General features: G+C 40.8%; 15 protein-coding genes. 7 read left to right on the forward strand and 8 right to left on the reverse strand.

Annotation, left to right across the window (positions count from 1 at the left end):
• Window positions 1-425: 425 nt before the first annotated feature.
• Together VE944_RS10280 and VE944_RS10285 are read right to left on the reverse strand one after the other, a co-directional pair.
• Window positions 426-1211, reverse strand: a complete 786-nt coding sequence (locus VE944_RS10280; RefSeq protein ID WP_324976147.1) for a GIY-YIG nuclease family protein — start codon at window positions 1209-1211, stop codon at window positions 426-428.
• Window positions 1212-1839: 628 nt separating this feature from the next.
• Window positions 1840-4053: a phosphoketolase family protein gene (locus tag VE944_RS10285; protein WP_324976150.1), complete on the reverse strand. Its 2214-nt coding sequence runs from the start codon at window positions 4051-4053 to the stop codon at window positions 1840-1842.
• 189 nt (window positions 4054-4242) lie between these two features.
• On the opposite strand from VE944_RS10285, the gene VE944_RS10290 reads away from it, so the two are divergent.
• From VE944_RS10290 to crtO, 4 genes are all read left to right on the forward strand, one after another.
• Window positions 4243-5625 (forward strand): cytochrome P450, encoded by a 1383-nt coding sequence (locus tag VE944_RS10290; RefSeq protein WP_324976153.1) that lies wholly within the window; start codon window positions 4243-4245, stop codon window positions 5623-5625.
• A 482-nt stretch (window positions 5626-6107) separates the two neighbouring features.
• Window positions 6108-7484, forward strand: coding sequence for a cytochrome P450 (locus VE944_RS10295; protein WP_324976156.1), 1377 nt, complete (start codon window positions 6108-6110; stop codon window positions 7482-7484).
• A 102-nt stretch (window positions 7485-7586) separates the two neighbouring features.
• Window positions 7587-8345, forward strand: a complete 759-nt coding sequence (locus tag VE944_RS10300; RefSeq protein ID WP_324976159.1) for an LmeA family phospholipid-binding protein — start codon at window positions 7587-7589, stop codon at window positions 8343-8345.
• 104 nt (window positions 8346-8449) lie between these two features.
• Window positions 8450-10144 carry a beta-carotene ketolase CrtO gene (crtO, locus tag VE944_RS10305; RefSeq protein ID WP_324976162.1) on the forward strand — a complete coding sequence of 565 codons (1695 nt, stop codon included), beginning with the start codon at window positions 8450-8452 and terminating at the stop codon, window positions 10142-10144.
• Window positions 10145-10263: 119 nt separating this feature from the next.
• Here crtO and VE944_RS34105 read toward each other — a convergent pair whose 3' ends face one another.
• On the reverse strand, window positions 10264-10695 hold the full coding sequence (locus VE944_RS34105) for an AbfB domain-containing protein (protein ID WP_414690119.1): 432 nt from the start codon (window positions 10693-10695) through the stop codon (window positions 10264-10266).
• Window positions 10696-11018: 323 nt separating this feature from the next.
• Between VE944_RS34105 and VE944_RS10310 the strand changes: the two genes are divergently transcribed.
• Together VE944_RS10310 and VE944_RS10315 are read left to right on the forward strand one after the other, a co-directional pair.
• Window positions 11019-11762: a tetratricopeptide repeat protein gene (locus tag VE944_RS10310; protein ID WP_324976165.1), complete on the forward strand. Its 744-nt coding sequence runs from the start codon at window positions 11019-11021 to the stop codon at window positions 11760-11762.
• A gap of 78 nt (window positions 11763-11840) precedes the next feature.
• Window positions 11841-12722, forward strand: a complete 882-nt coding sequence (locus VE944_RS10315) for an SDR family oxidoreductase (RefSeq protein ID WP_324976168.1) — start codon at window positions 11841-11843, stop codon at window positions 12720-12722.
• A 14-nt stretch (window positions 12723-12736) separates the two neighbouring features.
• On the opposite strand, the gene gcvP is transcribed toward VE944_RS10315, so the two are convergent.
• The 3 genes from gcvP to gcvT form a co-directional block, all read right to left on the reverse strand.
• The gene (gene gcvP / locus VE944_RS10320) at window positions 12737-15697 is read right to left on the reverse strand and encodes an aminomethyl-transferring glycine dehydrogenase (protein WP_324976171.1); all 2961 of its coding nucleotides are present in this window, start codon (window positions 15695-15697) and stop codon (window positions 12737-12739) included.
• Between the two features lie 336 nt (window positions 15698-16033).
• Window positions 16034-16423 (reverse strand): glycine cleavage system protein GcvH, encoded by a 390-nt coding sequence (gcvH, locus tag VE944_RS10325; RefSeq protein ID WP_324976174.1) that lies wholly within the window; start codon window positions 16421-16423, stop codon window positions 16034-16036.
• Window positions 16424-16548: 125 nt separating this feature from the next.
• Window positions 16549-17685 (reverse strand): glycine cleavage system aminomethyltransferase GcvT, encoded by a 1137-nt coding sequence (gene gcvT, locus VE944_RS10330; RefSeq protein ID WP_324976185.1) that lies wholly within the window; start codon window positions 17683-17685, stop codon window positions 16549-16551.
• A 254-nt stretch (window positions 17686-17939) separates the two neighbouring features.
• On the opposite strand from gcvT, the gene VE944_RS10335 reads away from it, so the two are divergent.
• Window positions 17940-18437, forward strand: coding sequence for a pentapeptide repeat-containing protein (locus tag VE944_RS10335; protein WP_109006913.1), 498 nt, complete (start codon window positions 17940-17942; stop codon window positions 18435-18437).
• Window positions 18438-18639: 202 nt separating this feature from the next.
• Here the strand turns inward: VE944_RS10335 and VE944_RS10340 are convergent, their stop codons facing one another.
• Window positions 18640-20532, reverse strand: coding sequence for a tetratricopeptide repeat protein (locus VE944_RS10340; RefSeq protein WP_324976179.1), 1893 nt, complete (start codon window positions 20530-20532; stop codon window positions 18640-18642).
• Between the two features lie 339 nt (window positions 20533-20871).
• Window positions 20872-21170, reverse strand: a 299-nt coding sequence (locus VE944_RS10345) for a PIN domain-containing protein (protein WP_324976182.1), incomplete at its 5' end; no start/stop codon positions are given.

The raw sequence follows: 21170 nt of genomic DNA on the forward strand, positions 1-21170 counted from the left end.
AAAAACTCATGAAATTGCAGGTCAAATGTTTGACAATGAGTATGACGGGAGCAATCTCAGTGATAGAGGGCATGACAGCCCGTAGTCAAACTGGTGGATACACAGTGGAACGTTTTATATTTAATTGCACCTAGCTACTTAATAGTAGGTAGTCTATCTATTTGTTCTTGGAAGCGTTTTATTGTAGTATCATTTGGAACATCAGAGTTTTTCTTTTAGTACATTATCCACAAGTAAAGATTGTGTCTAACAAAATACTTTCCATTATTGTTAGTACATACTTCTATTTCTATATCATCCACATAAACAAACTGACGAGTCACTACTCTAACTTCACCTTCAGCCATTGGTTCTAATTCCTCCCAAGTTTCAACTTTAACTTTATTTTTATAATTACTATTTAAAGGTTGATTTTTATAAATATTTTATACTGGAATAGGATCATCTTCTAATGCTTCTAAACTTGATGTATTCTCATCGACTCCTTCTTTTTTATCTAAAATTAATTCTAATTGTTCTCTACTAAATGCCATAAGTTCTATTCCAGCTATAGTCTGACGGTTTGAATGTTCCATGAAGTAAACTAAACTATCAAATGGAGATAAATCTATTCTTAAACCGTTGTATTGAGTTTCCCAGAAACCAAATTTACCTGAAGATTTAGGATAAGTTTTATATTCTTTCCACTTTAGTGAACTAGCATTTTTATTAATGTTCTTGAATGCAGTTCTAATACTTCCAGATAATCCTTTCATCCTATAAACAGGATATACTAAATATATTGTTGGTGGTTCTTCATCTGATATTGGATCGAAGCCAACTATCATAACATTGAACTTGGCTAGCTGCTGAAGACTTTGCTGTAAAGCAGTTTCGGCTGGAGTTATTTTTTTAATTGGTACTACTACTTTAGACCAATTAAGGGGTGGTTTATATAACTTGATAAACTCATTTTCGAAATTTGATAGATTTTCTATATCACTACTAGAAGTCAACCAACTAATACTAAGAGTATTTTTGCGATTAAATCTTTTTAGCTGATTAAATCTATGATGTGCTTTCCATCTTTCAACTAAATTAATAGTTCTACCTACATAAATAATCTGGTCTTTACTGTCAAATACAAAGTAGATAGCTGCACAATTAGGAAGACGGTCTTTGTCCAATAAATAAACTGATGGTAATTCAGATATTTTGATGTTTTCTAGCAAAATTAGACACCCATAAATAAAAGAATAATATATATTTTGAATTATATTTTATAGAAACATCAAAGGCTATTTAATAAAAACCGCAAATTTACGCAAATCTACGCCAACTTATCCGCGTTTTACTGCATACATCTGCGGTTTGAAAATCCTTAATGAACTAAACTAACTCGATCGCACTTTTCCTCAAGTCTCCAGATTCCCCACGCTTCCAGATAAAAATATCACCCTCCGTCCTTAAAAACCAGCTTTTGCGACTCCAAAACCAGCTTTTGCGACTTAAAAACCAGCTTTTGTGACTTAAAAACCAGCTTTTGCGACTCCAAAACTAGCTTTTGTGACTTAAAAACTAGCTTTTGTGACTTAAAAACCAGCTTTTGCGACTTCAAAACCAGCTTTTGTCAAAGGATTTCAGCAAATCTACTCCCATTTTTCCTGTCTGCTAAGTTTTCTTCAATAAAAAAACGCAAATATACGCATTCCGACGCAATTTTCAGCGTTTTTATACGTATAAATGCGATAAAAGTAGAAACAATTCCAGCTTTATTTAATGGGCGTTGCTGAATCTAGGGATGAATATCTCACGCAAAGGAAAATTCAATAAAATCATCCCGCATTTATGCAACATCATTTAATGCACTAATGCGATCGCACGTTTCGTCAACGCTTCAGCAGTCAATCCATTAAACGCCATCAACTCTCCAGCACTGGCTGTAGTTTCGCCACGTTTCCAAGCAAAGGTGTCGCGCTTGGCTGTACTCCGTAACAGAATTGGTTCTAGCATTCCCGCCGCACCACCAGTAACAGCAATTAACGCATCACCATCAAATAATTCGGCAAATTTCGCATCATCCAAGAAACCGCCTTCGGGTTCAGAACAGGTATCCCATGCGGTATCATGGCTACGGTATAATTGCCGAGGATTGATGACAGAAACTATCTTCGCGCCAATACCTTCAGTTTCTAAGAAAGCAGCAGCTTCAAATACTGGCATTAATGTTAAATCGCCAATCACAGCAAATACAACTTGTTTATCGCCAGCGACTTCATGTAATAGCACTGCACCATCGCGCAAGCCTTGACGAGTTTGTTCTAAAGTTGTGCGAATTGGCAATGGTGATTTACTTGCAGTAATCACAATTCCTTTATTCTTAGTTTTCAACGCCCAATCATAACAAGCTTGAATACTATTAGCATCAGGCGGAAATAACGGGAAAACATTTCCATTTCGCATCAACGAAGCAAAGTAAGCTTCAATTTCTGGACGTTGGTGAGTCCAACCGTTGCGCCCTTGCTCTAATGCACCTGCTGTGAATAAAGTAATAGTCGAGGGAGTTTTACGGCGCAATTCTGCCATTGCTTGGGTTACAGTTTGCCAAATTGGTAATCCGTTGATGGCAAAAGATTCATAGGAACACCACAAAGTTCTTGCACCCATTAATGCTAAACCCGCAGCTAAACCGGCACAAGCATCTTCACTCAATGGTTCATAAACTTGTCCATTTGGTGCTTGATTATATAAGTCGTCGGTTGTGGGATGGATAATCTTTAACGCTTGGTTGATGTTGGCAATTCCTGATGCTTCGTTACCATCGGCGTTGGTGACGAGGAAATTCTGATCTTTATTTCCAACTACTCCTACTAATCGTCCCATCGCGGTTGTGGAAACTTTGGCTTCACTTCCAACTGCATATTCTTCTAAAGGTAATTCGCCTAATTCTGGTAATGGAAATTCAAATTCTGTCACTACAGTTTTTGCTGCTGGGCCACCACCGGCGCGTTCTGCATTTGTTCTAACTAATTGCCAAGCTTCGGCAGACAAAGCACGGGTTTGCAATGCACTAACAATATGCGGTGCATCTAGCGTATCTTTAGGATAAAGGTTGTGAGATTTTGCACCCAGCGCGTGAACTCCTGCACCTTTGAGTTGTTTAATAATGAAGACGGTAAGTTTACCACCGAGTGCAAAACGCGCTGCTTTATCTACACCCGAAAGTACTGCTTGAGTAAATGCTAGGCGTTTCTCAAAGGAAAAGGCGGTACTATCAACGTAATCCCCTGGTTGATTTTGATCGTCAAAGTCTTTGGCATCCACTAACACCACTTCATCAAAACCGTTACCTTGCCAATATGCCTGCATCTGTTCGTTGGTTTTTAGAGAAACCATGCTGTGATGTTCTTGGCTGTAACCGTTCCACACCAACACCGGTAAGAAGTTGGTGACAGCAGGATAAGCTGTATGGAAATGCGCGATCGCACTTACAATATAAGGCTCACCCAATCCACCATCCCCAACTGTAAAGGGGAACAACTTATCTTTGTGCAACAGTGCAGCCGCCATTGCAAAGTGTTGCCCTTGTCCCAAAGGCCCCGCAGGTGCGAGAATACCGGGGATAAAACCAGAAAGATGTCCTAAAAGTCCGTGCTTTTCTCGGAAGCGATCGCGCAATTCTTGGACTGTAAAAATTCCCATATCCTCTAGCGATCGATCCAAGAACATGGCACTATAAAATCCGGGGGCGTGGTGTCCCACTTCAGTAATAATGTTTTTGTATCCCAGCATGACAAAAGATGCATAAGCTTCTGCTTGGCTGGCGAATCCGCCGGGATGCCCAGAAGCTTTACTAGCAGTAACTTGCAAAGTTAGGTAGCGTAAGGCATCAGCAGCAAGTAAAGTTTGATATACAGCTGCTTTATCTGTGGGAGATGCGATCGCTATTTTTCCCGACTCAATAGCAGGTGTTGCACCATAAGTTTCAAAATCGGGTAAAACTTCACCAAAATATTGAATTCCTTCAGAAAAATTGGGAAGCGCTGAAGATGCCTTTGCGGAGATTGCAGTCATGCTGAGTACCTTTTGATGATGAAATGAAACTGTAGATGCTCGTTGAATTTAACAAAAATTTTACATCTTTCAGGTTTTAACAGTTTATTGCTTTTTTGCAACGTTAGAATAAGTACTTTAAATGGTTACGCAACCAAAATTTTAGTTAGTTTAAGTAGCAAAAAAATATTTAAGTAGCAAAAGAAATTTATGAAATTACCAAATGGCCCACAAATCCCAGCCATTTTACAGATGGTGCGTTGGATTGCCAATCCCATGTCATTCATGGAAGATTGCGCCAAAAGTTATGGGGAGACTTTTACTATCAGATTAGACAAAAATCTTCCTCCTATGGTGATTGTCAGCAACCCCCAAGCGCAACAGCAAATTTTGACAAATGATACCAAGGAATTAGAAGCACCTGGCGATGTGAATCAGCTGTTTGAACCTTTACTGGGCAAGCATTCTGTGATTACTATCAGTGGTGCAGAACACCAGCGCCAACGGCAGTTGTTAATGCCTCCCTTTCACGGCGAAAGAATGCGAAACTATAGTCAGGTGATTACCGATGTTACCAAGCAAGTTATCAGCCAATACCAGATAGGTAAACCCTTCAATATTCGGTCTGCGACTCAAGCTATTACCCTGCGGGTGATTATGCAAGCTGTATTTGGGCTACATGAAGGGACTCGCGCCGAAAAACTACAGCAATTTTTGGGCGATCTTTTAGAAAAGGCCAGTTCTCGGTTAAGTGTGGCTTTGCTTTATTTTCCAGCTTTGCAAAGAGATTTTGGCCCGATTAACTTCTGGGGAAAGCAGATGCGCCTTCAGCAACAAGCTGACGAACTCATCTACGAGGAAATTCGGGAACGTCGAGAACAACCAGATTCATCACGCACAGATATTCTTAGCTTACTCATGGCTGCTAGGGATGAAGCAGGTCAACCCATGACTGATGAAGAGTTGCGCGATGAATTGATGACTCTGTTAGTCGCTGGTCACGAAACCACAGCGACAGCCTTAGCCTGGGCATTCTACTGGATTCACAAACTACCATCAGTGCGCCAAAAGCTACTGCAAGAATTAGATAGCTTGGGCGATAACCCAGATCCTGGCACCGTTTTCAAATTACCTTATCTCAACGCTGTTTGTTCCGAGACATTACGGATTTACCCAGTAGGTATACTAACTTTTCCTAGAGTAGTAAGAACACCCTTCTCGCTGGGCGGTTATGAATTAGAACCGAGTACAGTCCTAATTGGTTCTATTTATTTGACTCACCATCGAGAAGATATTTATCCAGAACCTAAGCAGTTTAAGCCAGAACGCTTTTTAGAACGGCAATTTTCCCCTTATGAATATTTGCCCTTTGGGGGTGGTGCTAGGCGTTGTATTGGTCTAGCATTTGCCCAGTTGGAAATGAAGCTAGCACTTGCCGAAATCCTTTCCAGCCTTGAATTAGAACTAGTTGACAATGGTGAAGTGCGACCTAAACGCCGTGGTTTAGTGACAGGCCCAGATCGTCCCATTGAGATGGTTGTCACGAGTCAACGTCAGGTTAAGTCCCCCATTCTCCAGACAACAACTGTTTGATGCTGCGGGGTTTAATGGTTGCATTCAGCAAATCTTCAATCATCTATACATTTAGATAGATTTTCAATGCTTTTACATAATCCCTCATAGTCCTTTTTTAATGGAGGCTATGGGGGATTTGAATATATGCATCTATAAAAAAAAGGATTTTAAAATTGCCATTTTACACCATGATACGACATTCGTATATAACTAAAAGATGTAATTTAACTATACATCCACCGAAACTATATTTAATAAGTTTTTTCGATAAATGCTTTTAAAGATTCAGAAAAAATATTATTATTGTCCTTGTAAAAATTAATGATGTTTATTTACCAATAGGTTTGAATTAATAGGAGTATTCCGATAAAATTTTCCGAAGTTTTTTTAAGATTGCTCTAATTGCTTCCTTAAAAAGAAGAGTTCGAGAGGCTAAAGCCTTACTTTGCGCGTATTAGGTTATTTGCAGTTTACTAAACCCTAAAGGTATCGAATAAACAATGAGAGTATTTAATAATTTACGCACACCAGAATTGCTACAAACTCTGCAATTAATTGCTCACCCCACAAAATTTTTAGAAAATAATACTGCTAAGTATGGTGATACTTTCACAGTCAAGGTAATGGGTTTAAAGTCGCCACCAATAGTATTTTTTAGCCATCCCCAAGCAATTAGTGATTGTTTTGCTATACCTGCACAAAAGTTAGATTTTAAGAAAGCAACCCATGTCTTTAAACCCTTATTTGGAGAAAATTCTATTGTCTTTCAAGAAGCGCGATCGCACCAACAACAACGGCAGTTATTACTACCAGCATTTCATGGCGATAATTTAAAATCTTATGGACAAGCAATTTGTCAAATAACTGAAGATATTACACAAAATTGGACATCAGGTACAGATATTTGTATACACAGTGTAATGTCAAATATAACTTTAGAAATTATTTTACAAGTGGTATTTGGTATTACTCATGGTGCGCGTTACCAAGAATTAAAAGAAAAATTGAGTTCTTTGTTAGAAGACGTAACTAAACCTTGGTATTCTAGCTTGTTTTTCTTTCCTTCGCTGCAAAAAGATTTAGGTACATGGAGTCCTTGGGGAATTTTCCTCAAAAGACGAGAGCAAATTGACAAACTCATTTATGCAGAAATTTCTGAAAGACGTTTGCAAAATAATGCTGCGCGTACAGATATTCTCAGTATGCTGATGTCAGCGCATGACGTAAATGGACAAGAAATGACAGATGAAGAATTACGTGATCAACTAGTTTCATTATTGCTGTTGGGTTACGAAACTACATCTGGTGTATTAGCCTGGATATTTTATTTAATTCACTCTCACCCAGAGGTAAAGCATCGGCTAATGCAAGAACTAAACACCTTGGCTGATCTCACAAACCCTGAAGCAATTACACAGTTACCTTATCTTACCGCCGTCTGTCAAGAAACACTGCGAATTCATCCTATTGCTTTAATTTGTACACCGCGAATGGTAAAGGATAGCGTGGAAATTATGGGGCATAAATTTACATCAGAAACAGTTTTAGTTCCTTGTATTTATTTAGCGCATCGCCGAGCCGATACTTACCTAGAACCAGAACAGTTTCGTCCAGAAAGATTTCTCAACCAAAAGTTTTCACCTTATGAATATTTACCCTTCGGTGGGGGTTATCGTGGTTGCATTGGTGCGGCATTTTCCATGTATGAACTAAAATTAGTAACAGCCATAATATTATCCCATTTTGAACTAAGCCTTACTGATAAACGTCCAGTGCATCCAGTCCGTCGTGGTATTACAATTGTCCCAAGCGGCGGTGTAAAGATGGTTGTTACTAAAAAGGCAAAACTTAAAAAACAAACAATACTTTCTACTTGATTATTCAATCCTCCGGCTTGCATATACCGCAATGTAGATTCGCTTGTTAGTACCTAGCCCTTACAGTAACTAGTAAGAGGAAATTTAGGAGATTACTAATTCATGCCTGATGAGAATCGGTTGGAGGAAAAGTTTCTATCACAGGAAGCTGAAAGGAGAGTATCCGAAAAGCTAGATGCAGTAGAAGAAATAGAAATAGATGTACAAACCGATCTGTTGAAAATAGTGCAGGGACAGGCGGATGGAGTTTCGGTTACAGGCCAAGGATTAGTAATCCAAGAAGGCCTTCGGGTACAGGAAATAAAACTGCAAACAGAAACTATTGCCATTAATCCCTTCAGCGCTCTTTTTGGTCAAATAGAATTTAATGAACCAGTAAATGCTATAGCTCGCATTATAGTTACAGAAGTAGATATTAACCACGCCTTGACCTCAGACTTAATTCGTAGCCAGATGCAAAACTTGGAGTTAGATGTAGATGGTGATATTGTGAGTTTTGAGCCGCAAAAAATTGAGATATTTTTACCTGGTGATGGCAAAATAGAATGTAGGGGAAAGTTACTGTTAAAAGAAATGGGAAATACTCGCCCTTTTGCTTACACCGTCATTCTTCGCCTGCGGACTGATTTACAATCCACGATGCTGGAGAGTTTTAACTGCACTGAGGGAGAGGGTATTTCAATACAATTAGTTACAGCATTTATGCATAAAGCTAAAGAACTAATAAGTCTACCATATTTTAAATGGGAAGATATAGCCTTTTCTATTAAAGATATAAAAGTAGAAATTGGTAGTTTAATAGTTCTGGTAGAAACTCAAGTAAAGCAAATACCATCATCCTTAACTGCACTATCTCCTTAGTAGTCTTAGCATTAATTAAAGAGAATTTTTGTAACTAGGGAGTGATGCAAATTTATTAAAAGTTTTATAAGCTTTTAAAATCTACTTATTTATAAATTTCAACTATGCAAGAGTATGATGTTGTGCTAATCGGTGCTGGACACAATGGGTTAGTTTGTGCAGCTTACTTGCTGAAAGCTGGTTATAGCGTCCTGTTACTAGAAAAGCGTTCTGTTCCAGGTGGTGCAGCAACAACTGAAGAATGTTTACCACAAGAGGCTCCTGGATTTAAATTTAACTTGTGTGCTATTGACCATGAATTTATTCACTTAGGGCCAGTAGTTGAGGAATTGGAACTAGAAAAATACGGCTTGCATTATCTGGAGTGTGATCCAGTTGCTTTCTGTCCTCATCCTGATGGTAAGTATTTCTTAGCACATAAGTCGCTGGAAAAAACTTGTGCAGAAATCGCTCGTTATAGTGAACGTGATGCCAAAAAATACGCAGAATTTGTAGACTATTGGCAACGAGCGATCGGTGCAATGGTTCCTATGTTTAATGCGCCACCCAAATCAATTATAGATATCGTTGGCAACTACGATATCAAAAAATTAAAAGATTTATTTTCGATGATTGGTTCCCCAAACAAAACGCTGGACTTTATTCGCACCATGTTAACCAGCGCTGAGGATTTACTTAACGAATGGTTTGACGAGGAATTTCTGAAAGCGCCATTAGCAAGACTTGCAGCAGAACTAGGTGCGCCGCCATCGCAAAAAACCCTTGCCATTGGTGCAATTATGATGGCGATGCGTCACAACCCTGGAATGGCCAGACCACGCGGCGGAACTGGCGCACTTGTGAAAGCTTTAGTGAATTTAGTCACAAGTAAAGGTGGCGTTATTCTCACAGACCAGCATGTTGAAAAAGTTTTAATTGATGATGGAAAAGCTGTTGGTGTACGAGTGGCTGGTAACACCGAATATCGCGCTAAATACGGGGTTATTTCTAATATTGATGCCAAGCGGTTATTTTTGCAAATGACTGATAAAAGCGATATCGATGGAGCCGATCCTAACTTATGGGAAAGATTAGAACGCCGCATCGTTAACAATAACGAAACTATCCTCAAGATAGACTTAGCTTTAGACGAACCACTACGCTTTCCATACCACGACCACAAAGATGAATATCTCGTTGGTTCTATCCTGATTGCCGATTCTGTGGCTCATGTAGAACAGGCTCACAGTAAATGCACCTTGGGAGAGATCCCTGATTCTGACCCATCAATGTATGTGGTGATGCCTAGCTACTTAGACGCTACATTAGCGCCAGCAGGTAAGCACACTGTATGGATTGAGTTTTTTGCCCCTTATCAAATTGCTGGTGCAGAAGGCACTGGTTTAAGAGGTACTGGTTGGACAGATGAATTGAAAAACAAAGTTGCAGATAAAGTGGTTGATAAGTTGGCAAATTATGCACCAAATGTCAAGAATGCAACTATCGCCCGTCGTGTAGAAAGTCCAGCAGAACTAGGAGAAAGATTAGGTGCATACAAAGGGAATTATTATCATGTTGACATGACCTTAGATCAAATGATATTTTTCCGTCCATTACCAGAAATAGCCAATTACAAAACGCCAATTGAAAATCTATTTTTGACTGGTGCAGGGACTCATCCAGGTGGTTCGATTTCGGGAATGCCGGGACGCAATTGTGCGCGTGTATTTTTGCAAGCAAAGCACCCCATTAGTCAAACTTTGAAGGATGCAAGAGATTCGATTAAGTCAACTGTCGAGTCAGTGTTTGGCATTAATTAAGCGTTGTACAGAAAGAGTATCATGATCGCCAAGGCATACAATAGACTTCTTGCAAAAGTCAAAAACAGATGTATGCCTTCACGCGATATTTACCACAATCATGTTAAAAGGTACTCTATCTATGGAGTGAACGCTGCTAATAATGTAAAAGTGGCATCGTTTAAAAACAAACTATTAGTGCTGTACGGGTCAATATATAGCTGGAAGTTTTTGTGGCGTATATAGTAATCAAGAAGATTATATGAGCTAAAAGAAACATTTGTTGAATTTGCTAAACCTGGTTTTATACAAAAGGTTGCATCATTTCTGAACAGCGTAGTATTCTCATTAGGAGCTAATTTAATTCTAAAATACTGATGTCTTAAATAGTATCCTGGAATATTTGAGGATTCAAATGAAACACAGTTAGAAGACGCTAACCCCGGTCTTATTCTAAAGCTTGCGTCTGCTCTGTCTAGAGAACTTGAAATGGAGCTAATTTCGCCAAGAAAATTGCGATGACGAATATAGAGTCTACAATGAGCTACGCCTACGCAACGTAAATATAGCAATCCTATTTGATTCGCTTTACACCGAAAGGCTTAGATCCCCGACTTCTTGAAGAAGTCGGGGATCTTTTTGTTCGTAACTCCTGCATGGATTGCTATAGCAACACAAATTATCGTTTTTGACTGAAATATTTTTTAAATAATTGCTTTATGTGTATTTAATATGATAATGTAATATACGCTTGATTTTAATAAGAATCTATGCATTATCAGCAAAATTATTTGTCAAAATATGAGTAAATGAATGGTTAAAAAGTAGTGTATTTTGATAATACTCAAAAAACAAACAAAATTTCACATTATTCTCCAAATTCTGTAGGTACAGCATGGTTTTTCGGCGCTGCTTCGTTGCATCTAGCTTGATAGTTTTCTTTGCATTTGGCTGTAGTGGTGGGGCAAACTCATCAACAGAAAATACTACACAAGTTGTGCAAGAAAGTAATGTAACCCAGCTTTTCATAGAAGCGAAGGCTACCCAGAAAGTAGAAGATTTCTTTCATCAAGGTAATAATTTATTAGATGGACAACGTTACGAAGATGCAATAAAAGCTTATGACAAAGCGATCGCCATCAAAGTTGAGAGTCCTGAAGCTTGGATTAACCGTGGCATCAGCTTAACATCGTTGCAACGTTACGAAGATGCGATCGCATCCTACAACAAAGCGATCGCTATCCAACCCGATAAATATGAAGCCTGGTATAATCGTGGCATAGCCTTAACGTCGTTGCAACGCTACCAAGACGCGATCGCATCATACGACAAAGCGATCGCCATCCAACCCGGCAAATATGAAGCCTTAATTAACCGAGGCATTGCACTGACAAAGCTCCACCGCTACCAAGATGCGATCGCATCTTATAATAGAGCGATCGCTATTAAGCAAGATTTGCACCAAGCATATTACAACAAAGCTTGCTCTTATGCTTTACAAAGCAATCTCGAATTAGCAATTGAGAACCTAGATAAAGCAATCCAGTTTGTTCCTGATAAATACAAGAAGTTAGCAAAAACTGACCCAGATTTTAGCAAAGTGCGTAGTGAAAAGCAGTTTCAGGAATTACTGCAATAGGATTTTATAACCACCATTTAGTGTAAAATAGAAATTTGCTATAACAAAGATTTTTTCTTGAACGGTTTACAATTAGACATGAAAAAATTGTTAATTACCGGAGCAAGTGGCTTTTTAGGATGGCATATTTGCGAACTTGCAAAACAAGAATGGGAGATTTATGGCACTTATTTTTCCCATTCTCTAGAGATTCCTGGCATCAAAATGCTAAAAGTGAACTTAACAGATTTTAAGGAATTGCAGCGCATATTTAGTGATGTCAAACCAACAGCACTGATTCATACTGCCGCACAATCACAACCCAATTTTTGTCAAACCCACCCTGAAGAATCGCACGCAATTAACGTCATCGCATCCTGCAATATTGCCGGACTTTGTGCAGATAATTCTATTCCTTGTGCTTTTACCTCAACCGACTTAGTTTTTGATGGCTTAAATGCCCCCTATCAAGAAACAGATGCTGTGTGCCCTGTCAATCTTTACGGTGAGCAAAAAGTCATGGCGGAAGCAGGTATGTTAGAAAGATATCCCATGACAGCAGTGTGTCGGATGCCGTTAATGTTTGGTGCAGAAACACCCACAGCGAAAAGCTTTATTCAGCCATTTATTCAAACTTTACAAGCAGAAAAAGAACTAAATTTATTTATTGATGAATTTCGCACCCCAGTAAGTGGAACAACTGCCGCCAAAGGACTTTTATTAGCATTGGAAAAAGTTAACGGCATCATTCACTTAGGTGGAAAAGAGCGAATTTCACGTTATGATTTTGGAAAAATATTAGTTGAGGTATTTCAACTTCCCGCTACCAAGCTTAAATCGTGCCGACAACAAGATGTGAAAATGGCAGCGCCTAGACCAGCAGATGTTTCTTTGGATAGTTCCAAAGCATTTGCATTGGGGTATCAGCCTTTATCTTTACGAGAAGAATTGGAATTAGGAGTTTTAATTCCTAATTCTTAACTCCTCACTTGATTTTAGTAAGCATCCATTGGCAGACAAGAACAAACAAAATTTCTATCACCAAAGGCTGCATCAATGCGACCAACAGCAGGCCAGAATTTATACTCACGAGTCCAAGGCGCAGGATAAGCAGCTTGTTCACGAGAATAGGGATGATGCCATTCGCTGGTGATGAGACTTTCGGCAGTGTGGGGTGCGTTCTTCAAAACATTATCTTGAGCATCCACCTTACCTGATTCTATTTCGGCGATTTCTTGGCGAATAGAAATCAACGCATCACAGAAACGATCTAACTCTTGTTTAGATTCACTCTCTGTAGGTTCCACCATGATTGTACCCCCTACAGGCCAGGAGACAGTCGGCGCATGGAAACCGTAGTCCATGAGGCGCTTGGCAACATCATCAATTTCGATCGCAGCTGATTTTTTGAGCGATCGCAAATCTAAAATACATTCATGGGCAACTAGACCATTTTTCCCCTGATACAAAACCGGATAGTACGATTCCAGTCTCTTGGCGATGTAGTTAGCATTGAGAATCGCCACCTTAGTTGCTTCGGTTAAACCATCTGCACCCATCATGGCGATGTACATCCAAGAAATCACCAAGATACTAGCACTACCCCAAGGCGCAGCAGCAACCGCACCAATATGCTGGGTACTGGGGATTGAGGATTGGGGATTGGGAATTTCTTCTTTCCTAGTTCCCAGTCCCCAGCCCCCAGTTCCTACCACAGGATGTCCGGGGAGAAAAGGCACGAGATGAGAGGCTACCCCAATAGGCCCCATACCAGGGCCACCGCCACCATGAGGAATACAGAAGGTTTTATGCAAGTTTAAATGGCAGACATCCGCGCCAATATCTCCAGGACGGCAAATCCCCACTTGGGCGTTCATATTTGCCCCATCCATGTAGACTTGTCCACCATGACTATGGACAACAGCGCAGATTTCCTGAATTGGCTCCTCAAAAACACCATGAGTCGAAGGATATGTCACCATTAAGGCAGCCAGTTCATTGCTGTGTTTTTCTGCCTTAGCCTTCAGGTCATCAACGTCAATATTACCTTGTGAGTCACAGGCAACTGCTACCACTTTCATTCCGCACATCACCGCACTTGCTGGGTTTGTCCCATGTGCCGAAGTGGGAATCAAACAGACGTTGCGGTGTTTTTGTCCACGAGTTTCGTGATACTGGCGAATTACTAAAAGTCCTGCATACTCACCCTGAGAACCAGCATTTGGTTGTAGAGAAATACCAGCAAACCCGGTAATTTCAGCTAACCATGCCTCAAGTTGCTCAAACAAGATTTGATAACCCTGTGTTTGCGACGCAGGTGCAAACGGGTGAATCTTGCCAAATTCCTCCCAAGTTACCGGAATCATCTCAGCAGTCGCATTTAACTTCATTGTGCATGACCCCAAGGGAATCATTGATGTTGTTAGCGACAAGTCCTTACTTTCAAGCTTGTGCAGATAGCGCAATAACTCAGTTTCTGAGTGATAGCGGTTAAAAACTGGGTGAGTGAGGTATCTACTTGTACGGCAGAGGGAGAGATAAGGAAGAGAGAGAGAAGTTAATTCTTCTAGGGTAAAAGGTAAATCATCTGTACCAGCGAAAATATGCCAAAGGTCAATTAAGTCTTCTGGTGTAGTAGTTTCATCCAGTGAGATACCAACAGCAGTTGCATCAAAAACCCGCAGGTTAATTTGAAGCTCTTCAGCATCTGTCAGAATATTTTTTAAATTGTGTGTTCCCAGTTCTACTCGCAGCGTATCAAAGAAAGATTCGGAAACAACGCTGTAACCCAAACGCTTCAGTCCCTGTGCCAACAACACCGTCAAAGAGTGGATATTTTCAGCAATTTGCTTCAGTCCATCTGGCCCATGATAGACGGCGTACATACTCGCCATTACCGCCAGTAGCACCTGTGCAGTACAAATATTACTAGTAGCTTTTTCGCGGCGGATGTGCTGTTCGCGGGTTTGCAAGGCGAGACGTAATGCAGGCTTACCTTGAGCATCTTTTGATACTCCCACAATTCGCCCTGGAACCAGCCGCTTATACTCTTCCTTCGTAGCGAAGTATGCCGCATGAGGCCCCCCAAACCCCAACGGAATACCAAAGCGCTGGGTACTGCCTACAGCAATATCAGCGCCAAATTCCCCAGGAGGGGTCAGCAAAGTTAAACTTAAAGGATCTGCTGCTACCGTCACCAATGCACCTTTAGCATGGGCTTTTTCTATAAAAGCGCGGTAGTCGTAAATAGTGCCATCACTAGCGGGGTATTGTAGAACAGCCCCAAAAATTGGTTGATCAAAATCAAATGTTTGATGATCGCCAACAATAATCTTAATCCCTAATGGTTTAGCGCGTGTTTGCAACACGTCGATAGTTTGGGGATGACAATCATCAGAAACGAAATAGGCATTTGCCTGATTTTTACAAACACCATAGCTTAGGCTCATCGCTTCAGCTGCGGCTGTGGCTTCATCAAGTAACGAAGCATTGGCGATTTCCAAACCTGTTAAGTCGATAATCAGGGTTTGGAAATTTAGCAATGCTTCTAGTCGCCCTTGGGCAATTTCTGGCTGATAAGGAGTGTAGGCAGTATACCAACCGGGGTTTTCTAGGATATTACGCCCAATCACAGGTGGGGTAATACTGTCGTAATATCCCATACCGATATATGAACGGAAAACCTGATTTTTGGCAGCAACTTTTTTTAATGATGTCAGTGCTGCATACTCACTTTCGGCTTCTGGTAACTTTAACGGTTGCTTCAGCCGAATTGCCTGCGGGACTGTTTGGTTGATTAGGGCATCCATACTGGGAAACCCCAAAACCTTAAGCATAAGCTGGATATCCTCAGAGTTAGGGCCAATGTGTCTTGGCACAAAACTACTTAACTTTTGACTTTTTTCGTCCAGCACTTGCTGCTCATTAGACTTGAGAATAGGGGCGTTCAATACCACAAATTACTCTCCAGATGGTACTATTTCATATTTTGCAATAAATACTCATGAGAAGTAGGTGTAACTTTTCAATTCATCTAAATTTCATGACTTATCTTCGGGTGGAGTAGGAGATTGGAGATATGGGGGAGACAAAGGAGAAAATTTTACCTTATCCTCTTTGTCCCCCTCATCCCCCACTCCCTACTCCCCAGGTTCGGATAAGCAGGGGAGGCAGGGGGTGCAGGGGAGGCAGGGGAGGAAAGAAAGTAGCAATTTCTCTTCCCCTGCTTCTCTTCTACCCCTGCTCCCCCTGCTCGCCTCAACAGATAACATTGTTAACCGAACCGTATTGCCCTACTCCCCTTCTACTTGTGCGCGATACTCATCTGCTGTCAAGGCATCTTCAATTTCATCAGGGTCATTGACGCGCACTTTCAAAAACCACCCTTCCCCGTAGGGGTCTTCTGACACATCTTCAGGAGAATTAATTAAAGCTTCATTGCGTTCTATAACTGTGCCTGTCACTGGTGAATTCAGTTCTTCAACGGCTTTTACTGATTCGATTGTGCCAAAGTTTTCTCCCCTAGTAAGAGCGTCGCCAATTTCTGGCAGTTCTAAAAAGACGATATCGCCCAATTCATGTACAGCAAATTCAGTAATACCAATGGTGGCAATTTCACCATCTATTCGCACGTATTCATGAGAATCTAGGTATCTGAAATCTTGAGGATATTCAAAAGACATATCACTTCCTCTCCCTTATCAAAAAAATTATTGTCCCAACAGTCATCAAAGCCATATCTGTTAATGAACCTTACTGTAGATTGACTAACTCACAACACATTATTCCTCAAAAACCTCGACGCTTATCAGTTGGCGACACGATTTTTTGACCGATAAAAAGGACGTTTAACTACAACTCCTGGGTAAGCTTTGCCGCGAATTTCGACTTCTAGCTGTTGACCGATGGTTGCTAGTTGGGTAGGAACGTAAGCTAAGGCAATGGGATAACCAAGTGTAGGCGACAGAGTGCCACTGGAAATTTCTCCCACAACTTTGCCTGCTGATAACACTTGATAGCCGTGACGGGCAATGTTGCGTCCTTGGGTTTGTAAACCCACTAATCGGCGCTGCACTCCAGTGGCTTTTTGCTGTGCTAAAATTTCCCGACCAATAAATTCGCCTTTGGTATCTAAGTGAACTAGCCACCCTAAACCTGCTTCTAAAGGTGTGGTGGTGCCATCAATATCTTGTCCGTAAAGTGCCATCGCTGCTTCTAGCCGCAGAGTGTCTCTAGCACCGAGTCCACAGGGAATAACACCAGCATTATGGAGACTTAACCACAATTCTACCCCCACATCTGGGTCTACCATCACCTCAAAGCCATCTTCCCCGGTGTAACCTGTGCGGGCCAGGAAAGCAGGTTTACCTAGTAGGGTTGCTTCTAAATGTCCGAAGGCTTTGATTGGTTGTAAGTCTTCTTGCACTAAGGGTTGGAGGTATTTAATCGCTTTTGGCCCTTGCACGGCAATTAAGGCTTTATCTGGTGAAAGGTCTTGGAATTGCACTTTATCCAGGTCAAGGTGTTGCAATAGCCATGCTTTATCTTTAGCAGAGGTTGCTGCATTAACGATGATGAATGCCTTTTGTATACCAATGGTGTCTTCACCTTGGTAATAAACAATGATATCGTCAATAATTCCGGCTTGGGGATTTAACAATACCGTGTATTGTGCTTGACCGGGTTGCAAACGACTCAAGTCTGAAGGCACTAGAGGCTGGAGTTGGGAAATGAGGTTTTTACCTTGGAGGGTAAATTTGCCCATGTGAGAAATATCGAACATTCCGGCTGTATTTCTTACAGCTTCGTGTTCGCGGCTAATGCCACTAAATTGCACAGGCATTTCCCAACCGCCAAAGCTGGTAAAGCGTGCTTTAAGTTCTACACCCAGTTGATATAAAGGGGTTCGCGCCAGAGATTGGGCGTTGTCTTCTTGATTAGCCACAGGTAATTTTGCGTAGATGCGGAGCAACTTGCCGTTAGGCATCGCACCTCAACATCTATAATCCTACGAGATGCTTTCTGGTTTGACAGTCTTATGTATTGAATTTGGGCATTAGTCATTAGTCATTAGTTATTCTCCCCCTGCTCCCCCTGCCTCCCCTGCTCCCTCATCTCCCTCACTCCCCACTCCCTTGTCCCCTTCCATAAGCTTTAATAGTTAATGATGCAAGTGTTGAGATTTATTAAGAAGACATTATGAAATATTGGCGACTGTTAGCTAGCTTTGTCTTAGCGATGGTTCTTTTTTGGTTTCCCCTATCGGCGCAAGCTGCAAGTTCTTCCAGTATTACCCGTTCTGTAGGTAATGATGAACTCAAGGGCAAGGATTACTCTGGTCAAAGTTTAGTTGGTACTGAGTTTACCAATCTCAAATTAGAGAATGCTAATTTTAGCAATGCTGACTTACGTGGTGTCGTGTTTAACGGTACTCTGCTGGAAGGAGTAAATCTGCATGGTGCTGATTTTAGTGAAGGCATAGCCTATCTAACACAGTTTAAGGATGCTGATTTAAGTGATGCTGTATTGACTGATGCAATGATGCTGCGTTCTATTTTTGATGATGTAAATGTCAAAGATGCTGATTTTACGAATGCAATTTTAGATGGGACGCAAGTGAAAAAACTTTGTGTTAAGGCAAGTGGTGTTAATTCTAAAACTGGTGTAGATACTCGGCAGTCTTTAGGATGTAAGTAGAATCTATCCCCCTCTTCGCTGGGGGAGAGGGGATAGATTTAAACGAATTACGAATTACGAATTACGAATTGGCCCAGCGATGTCTAACGACAAGCCGGTGACGCTCCTTCTCTGCGAGACGCTACGCGAACGTCGCTACCGCTTCTCTACGAGAGGCTTGTCTGCGACACACTTTGCGAACGCCAATGCTAATGCGTCTACGCTAGTGATATGCTTCTCTTAAAAAGCTGGCATAATTTGCCCGAATCGTCATAGTAGTAGGATGACTTACACCTAAAGTTTGTTCACAAATTTTCAAAGCTTGCTCAAATAAGGGTTTGGCTTTTCTGTAGCGTCTTATATTACGGTAGAGTGCTGCAAGATTGTTCAGACTAATGGCGACATCAGGATGATTGTCTCCCAGCAAGCCTTTACTCACTTCTAAAGCTTCTTGATACAAGGGTTCGGCTTTGCTGTGGCGTTCTGTAGATTCGTAGAGTTGTGCTAAATTATTCAGGCTAGTAGCGACATCAAGATGGTTCTCTCCCAGCAAGCGTTTTCTCATTTCTAAAGCTTTTTTAAGCAAGGGTTCAGCTTTGCTATAACGTCCTGTGTAACAGTACAATGCTGCTAAATTGTTCAAGGTAGTAGCGACATGGGGATGTTCTTCTCCCACTAGGCGTTTCCACAATTTCAAAGCTTGCTGATACAAAGGTTCGGCTTGGTTATAGCGTCCTATCGATTCATAGAGTAATGCTAAATAGCTTAGGGTAGTGGCGACATCAGTATGTTCTTCTCCCAGTAGGCGTTTTCTCAGTTTTAAAGCTTGATGATACAGAGGTTCGGCTTCGCTGTAACGTCCTGTAGAATCATACAGTTGTGCTAAATTATTCAGGCTAGTGGCGACATCAAGATGGTTATCTCCCAGCAGGTGTTTGCTCAGTTCTAATGCTTGCTGATACAAAGTTTCAGCTTCGCTGTAGCGTCCTGTAGATTTGTAAAATCCTGCTAAATTGTTCAAACTAGCAGCGACATCGGTATGTTCTAAACCAAGACGATTTTGAGTCAGTTCTACACACTGTTGCAACCAATATTCTGCTTGCTGATAAAGTTCTTGACCTTGATAAAACCAAGACAATTTGGTAAAAAGAGTGATTAGATTTTCATCGCCTACATACTGGGATATGTGGGTTGCAACTTCTATAATGTGCGGGATATGTGGAGTGAGGTTGAGAATATCTTCAGGGTTGGGCTGTTGCGGAATTAGCTTTGCTACCTCTAACATCATCCCTGCAAACTTAGTTTTTGCTTCATCCGCCTCATTTGACTTATCCAACTTCATTTTAAAAAGTTGCCGAATCAGGGGATTTAGACAATAAATTCCTTTACTTTTCTGTTGTAGTAAATGCAATTCTAGTAAATCGGCTATGGCTTTCTGCCAAAGCTCTTGTTTTTTGTTATCTTCTATCGTCTCAAGAGATAAGGGAATGTCAGCTAAGGCACACAAACTTAGCAAACAGCCAAAGCTTTGTGCATTTTCATCCAACTGTTCCCAATTTAATTCAAAAGCTTCAGCTACACCGTATTCATAAGACATCAATGAGTTAGCATTGACTACTGATTCATGTTCCACTCGTTTTTTTTCTAGCCGCTTCAGCAGTGTTTCCAGAGACAAATCTGGCATTTTATCCAGATATCGCCCTACTAACTCTAGCGCTAAAGGCAAATATCCTAAAAATTTACAAATTCTTCTCGTAACCCAAGGTTCTTGTTGCAATCGTTCCCGAATCACCAGCGTTTTTAATAATTTCATCGCTGCCGATGGTTTGAGGACATCCAATTCGCTATTATATTTGGCTCTCAGGTAAGCTTGTAAGGTTTCTAGTTTATCCCGATTGTTAGAAATAGCTAACTCAGGATAACTCTGATCGAACTTTTCATATATCTTACCCATCCACTTTCTGAAAGCAGTAACATCAACGTTTAATTCGCTGATAAGTTTAGCTTCACTTTTACCTAAATTTTCATTATTAAAATACTTTAAAAAAGCTGCTGTTTGCTCTAGAGATAAGCTATGAGTAGCAGCTTCTTTGGCTAGAAAATTAGCCCATTGCATAAACAGCTTGTGATATTTATTTTTAATTCTACTTTGTCTTCATTTGGAAATCTCCTCTCTTTGGGGTAAAAATACCATTTGCATAGAAACATTCAAAAGCAGTGCTTGCGCTTAGACATCGCCATTTGAGCCTTTGAATCTCAAATTTCGAGTTTTGTACTCAAAATGGCTATGCAATGTTTATGACGGGCTACGCTTGGGCACATTGTTAATTAGCATGAGAATCGAACCGCAGAGGACACGGAGAAAGAGATTAAGAAAGAGCAGCGTTCGCGCAGGGTTCCGTAGGAAAGCTTACCGGAAACATCGCCATTTGAGGTTACAATTTGTAAGCGATCGCTATTCCCCTGCTTGTTGTTTGAGTAAATTGACCAAAGTATCGGATAACCACAAACCAGCGTCACGCAAAGCTTGAATTCCAGGACATATACTTGGGATTAGTCCACGTCTTTTTACTAATATCAGCAAACCTCCGGTTCCGATAGTAATAATACCTACACCTTGACCACAACGCTGTGCTACTCTATCGGCAACAATAGCGGCACAGCCTGAATTTTTTGGTGCCAAACTCAATACTTGTGATTCTCCCTTTCCTAAATCCCAAGCTGCTACAACAGGAGCAATAGTATTAACTTCTA

Source organism: Nostoc sp., assembly GCF_035638895.1.
Classification (GTDB): Bacteria; Cyanobacteriota; Cyanobacteriia; order Cyanobacteriales; family Nostocaceae; genus Nostoc.

Excerpts from the sequence above, each read along its gene's own strand:
- crtO (WP_324976162.1), top strand. The coding sequence starts at position 8,450 with ATGCAAGAGTATGATGTTGTGCTAATCGGTGCTGGACACAATGGGTTA.
- VE944_RS10290 (WP_324976153.1), top strand. The coding sequence starts at position 4,243 with ATGAAATTACCAAATGGCCCACAAATCCCAGCCATTTTACAGATGGTG.
- VE944_RS10310 (WP_324976165.1), top strand. The coding sequence starts at position 11,019 with ATGGTTTTTCGGCGCTGCTTCGTTGCATCTAGCTTGATAGTTTTCTTT.
- VE944_RS10340 (WP_324976179.1), bottom strand. The coding sequence starts at position 20,532 with ATGCAATGGGCTAATTTTCTAGCCAAAGAAGCTGCTACTCATAGCTTA.
- VE944_RS10285 (WP_324976150.1), bottom strand. The coding sequence starts at position 4,053 with ATGACTGCAATCTCCGCAAAGGCATCTTCAGCGCTTCCCAATTTTTCT.
- VE944_RS10300 (WP_324976159.1), top strand. The coding sequence starts at position 7,587 with ATGCCTGATGAGAATCGGTTGGAGGAAAAGTTTCTATCACAGGAAGCT.
- VE944_RS10315 (WP_324976168.1), top strand. The coding sequence starts at position 11,841 with ATGAAAAAATTGTTAATTACCGGAGCAAGTGGCTTTTTAGGATGGCAT.
- VE944_RS10335 (WP_109006913.1), top strand. The coding sequence starts at position 17,940 with ATGAAATATTGGCGACTGTTAGCTAGCTTTGTCTTAGCGATGGTTCTT.
- VE944_RS10295 (WP_324976156.1), top strand. The coding sequence starts at position 6,108 with ATGAGAGTATTTAATAATTTACGCACACCAGAATTGCTACAAACTCTG.
- gcvH (WP_324976174.1), bottom strand. The coding sequence starts at position 16,423 with ATGTCTTTTGAATATCCTCAAGATTTCAGATACCTAGATTCTCATGAA.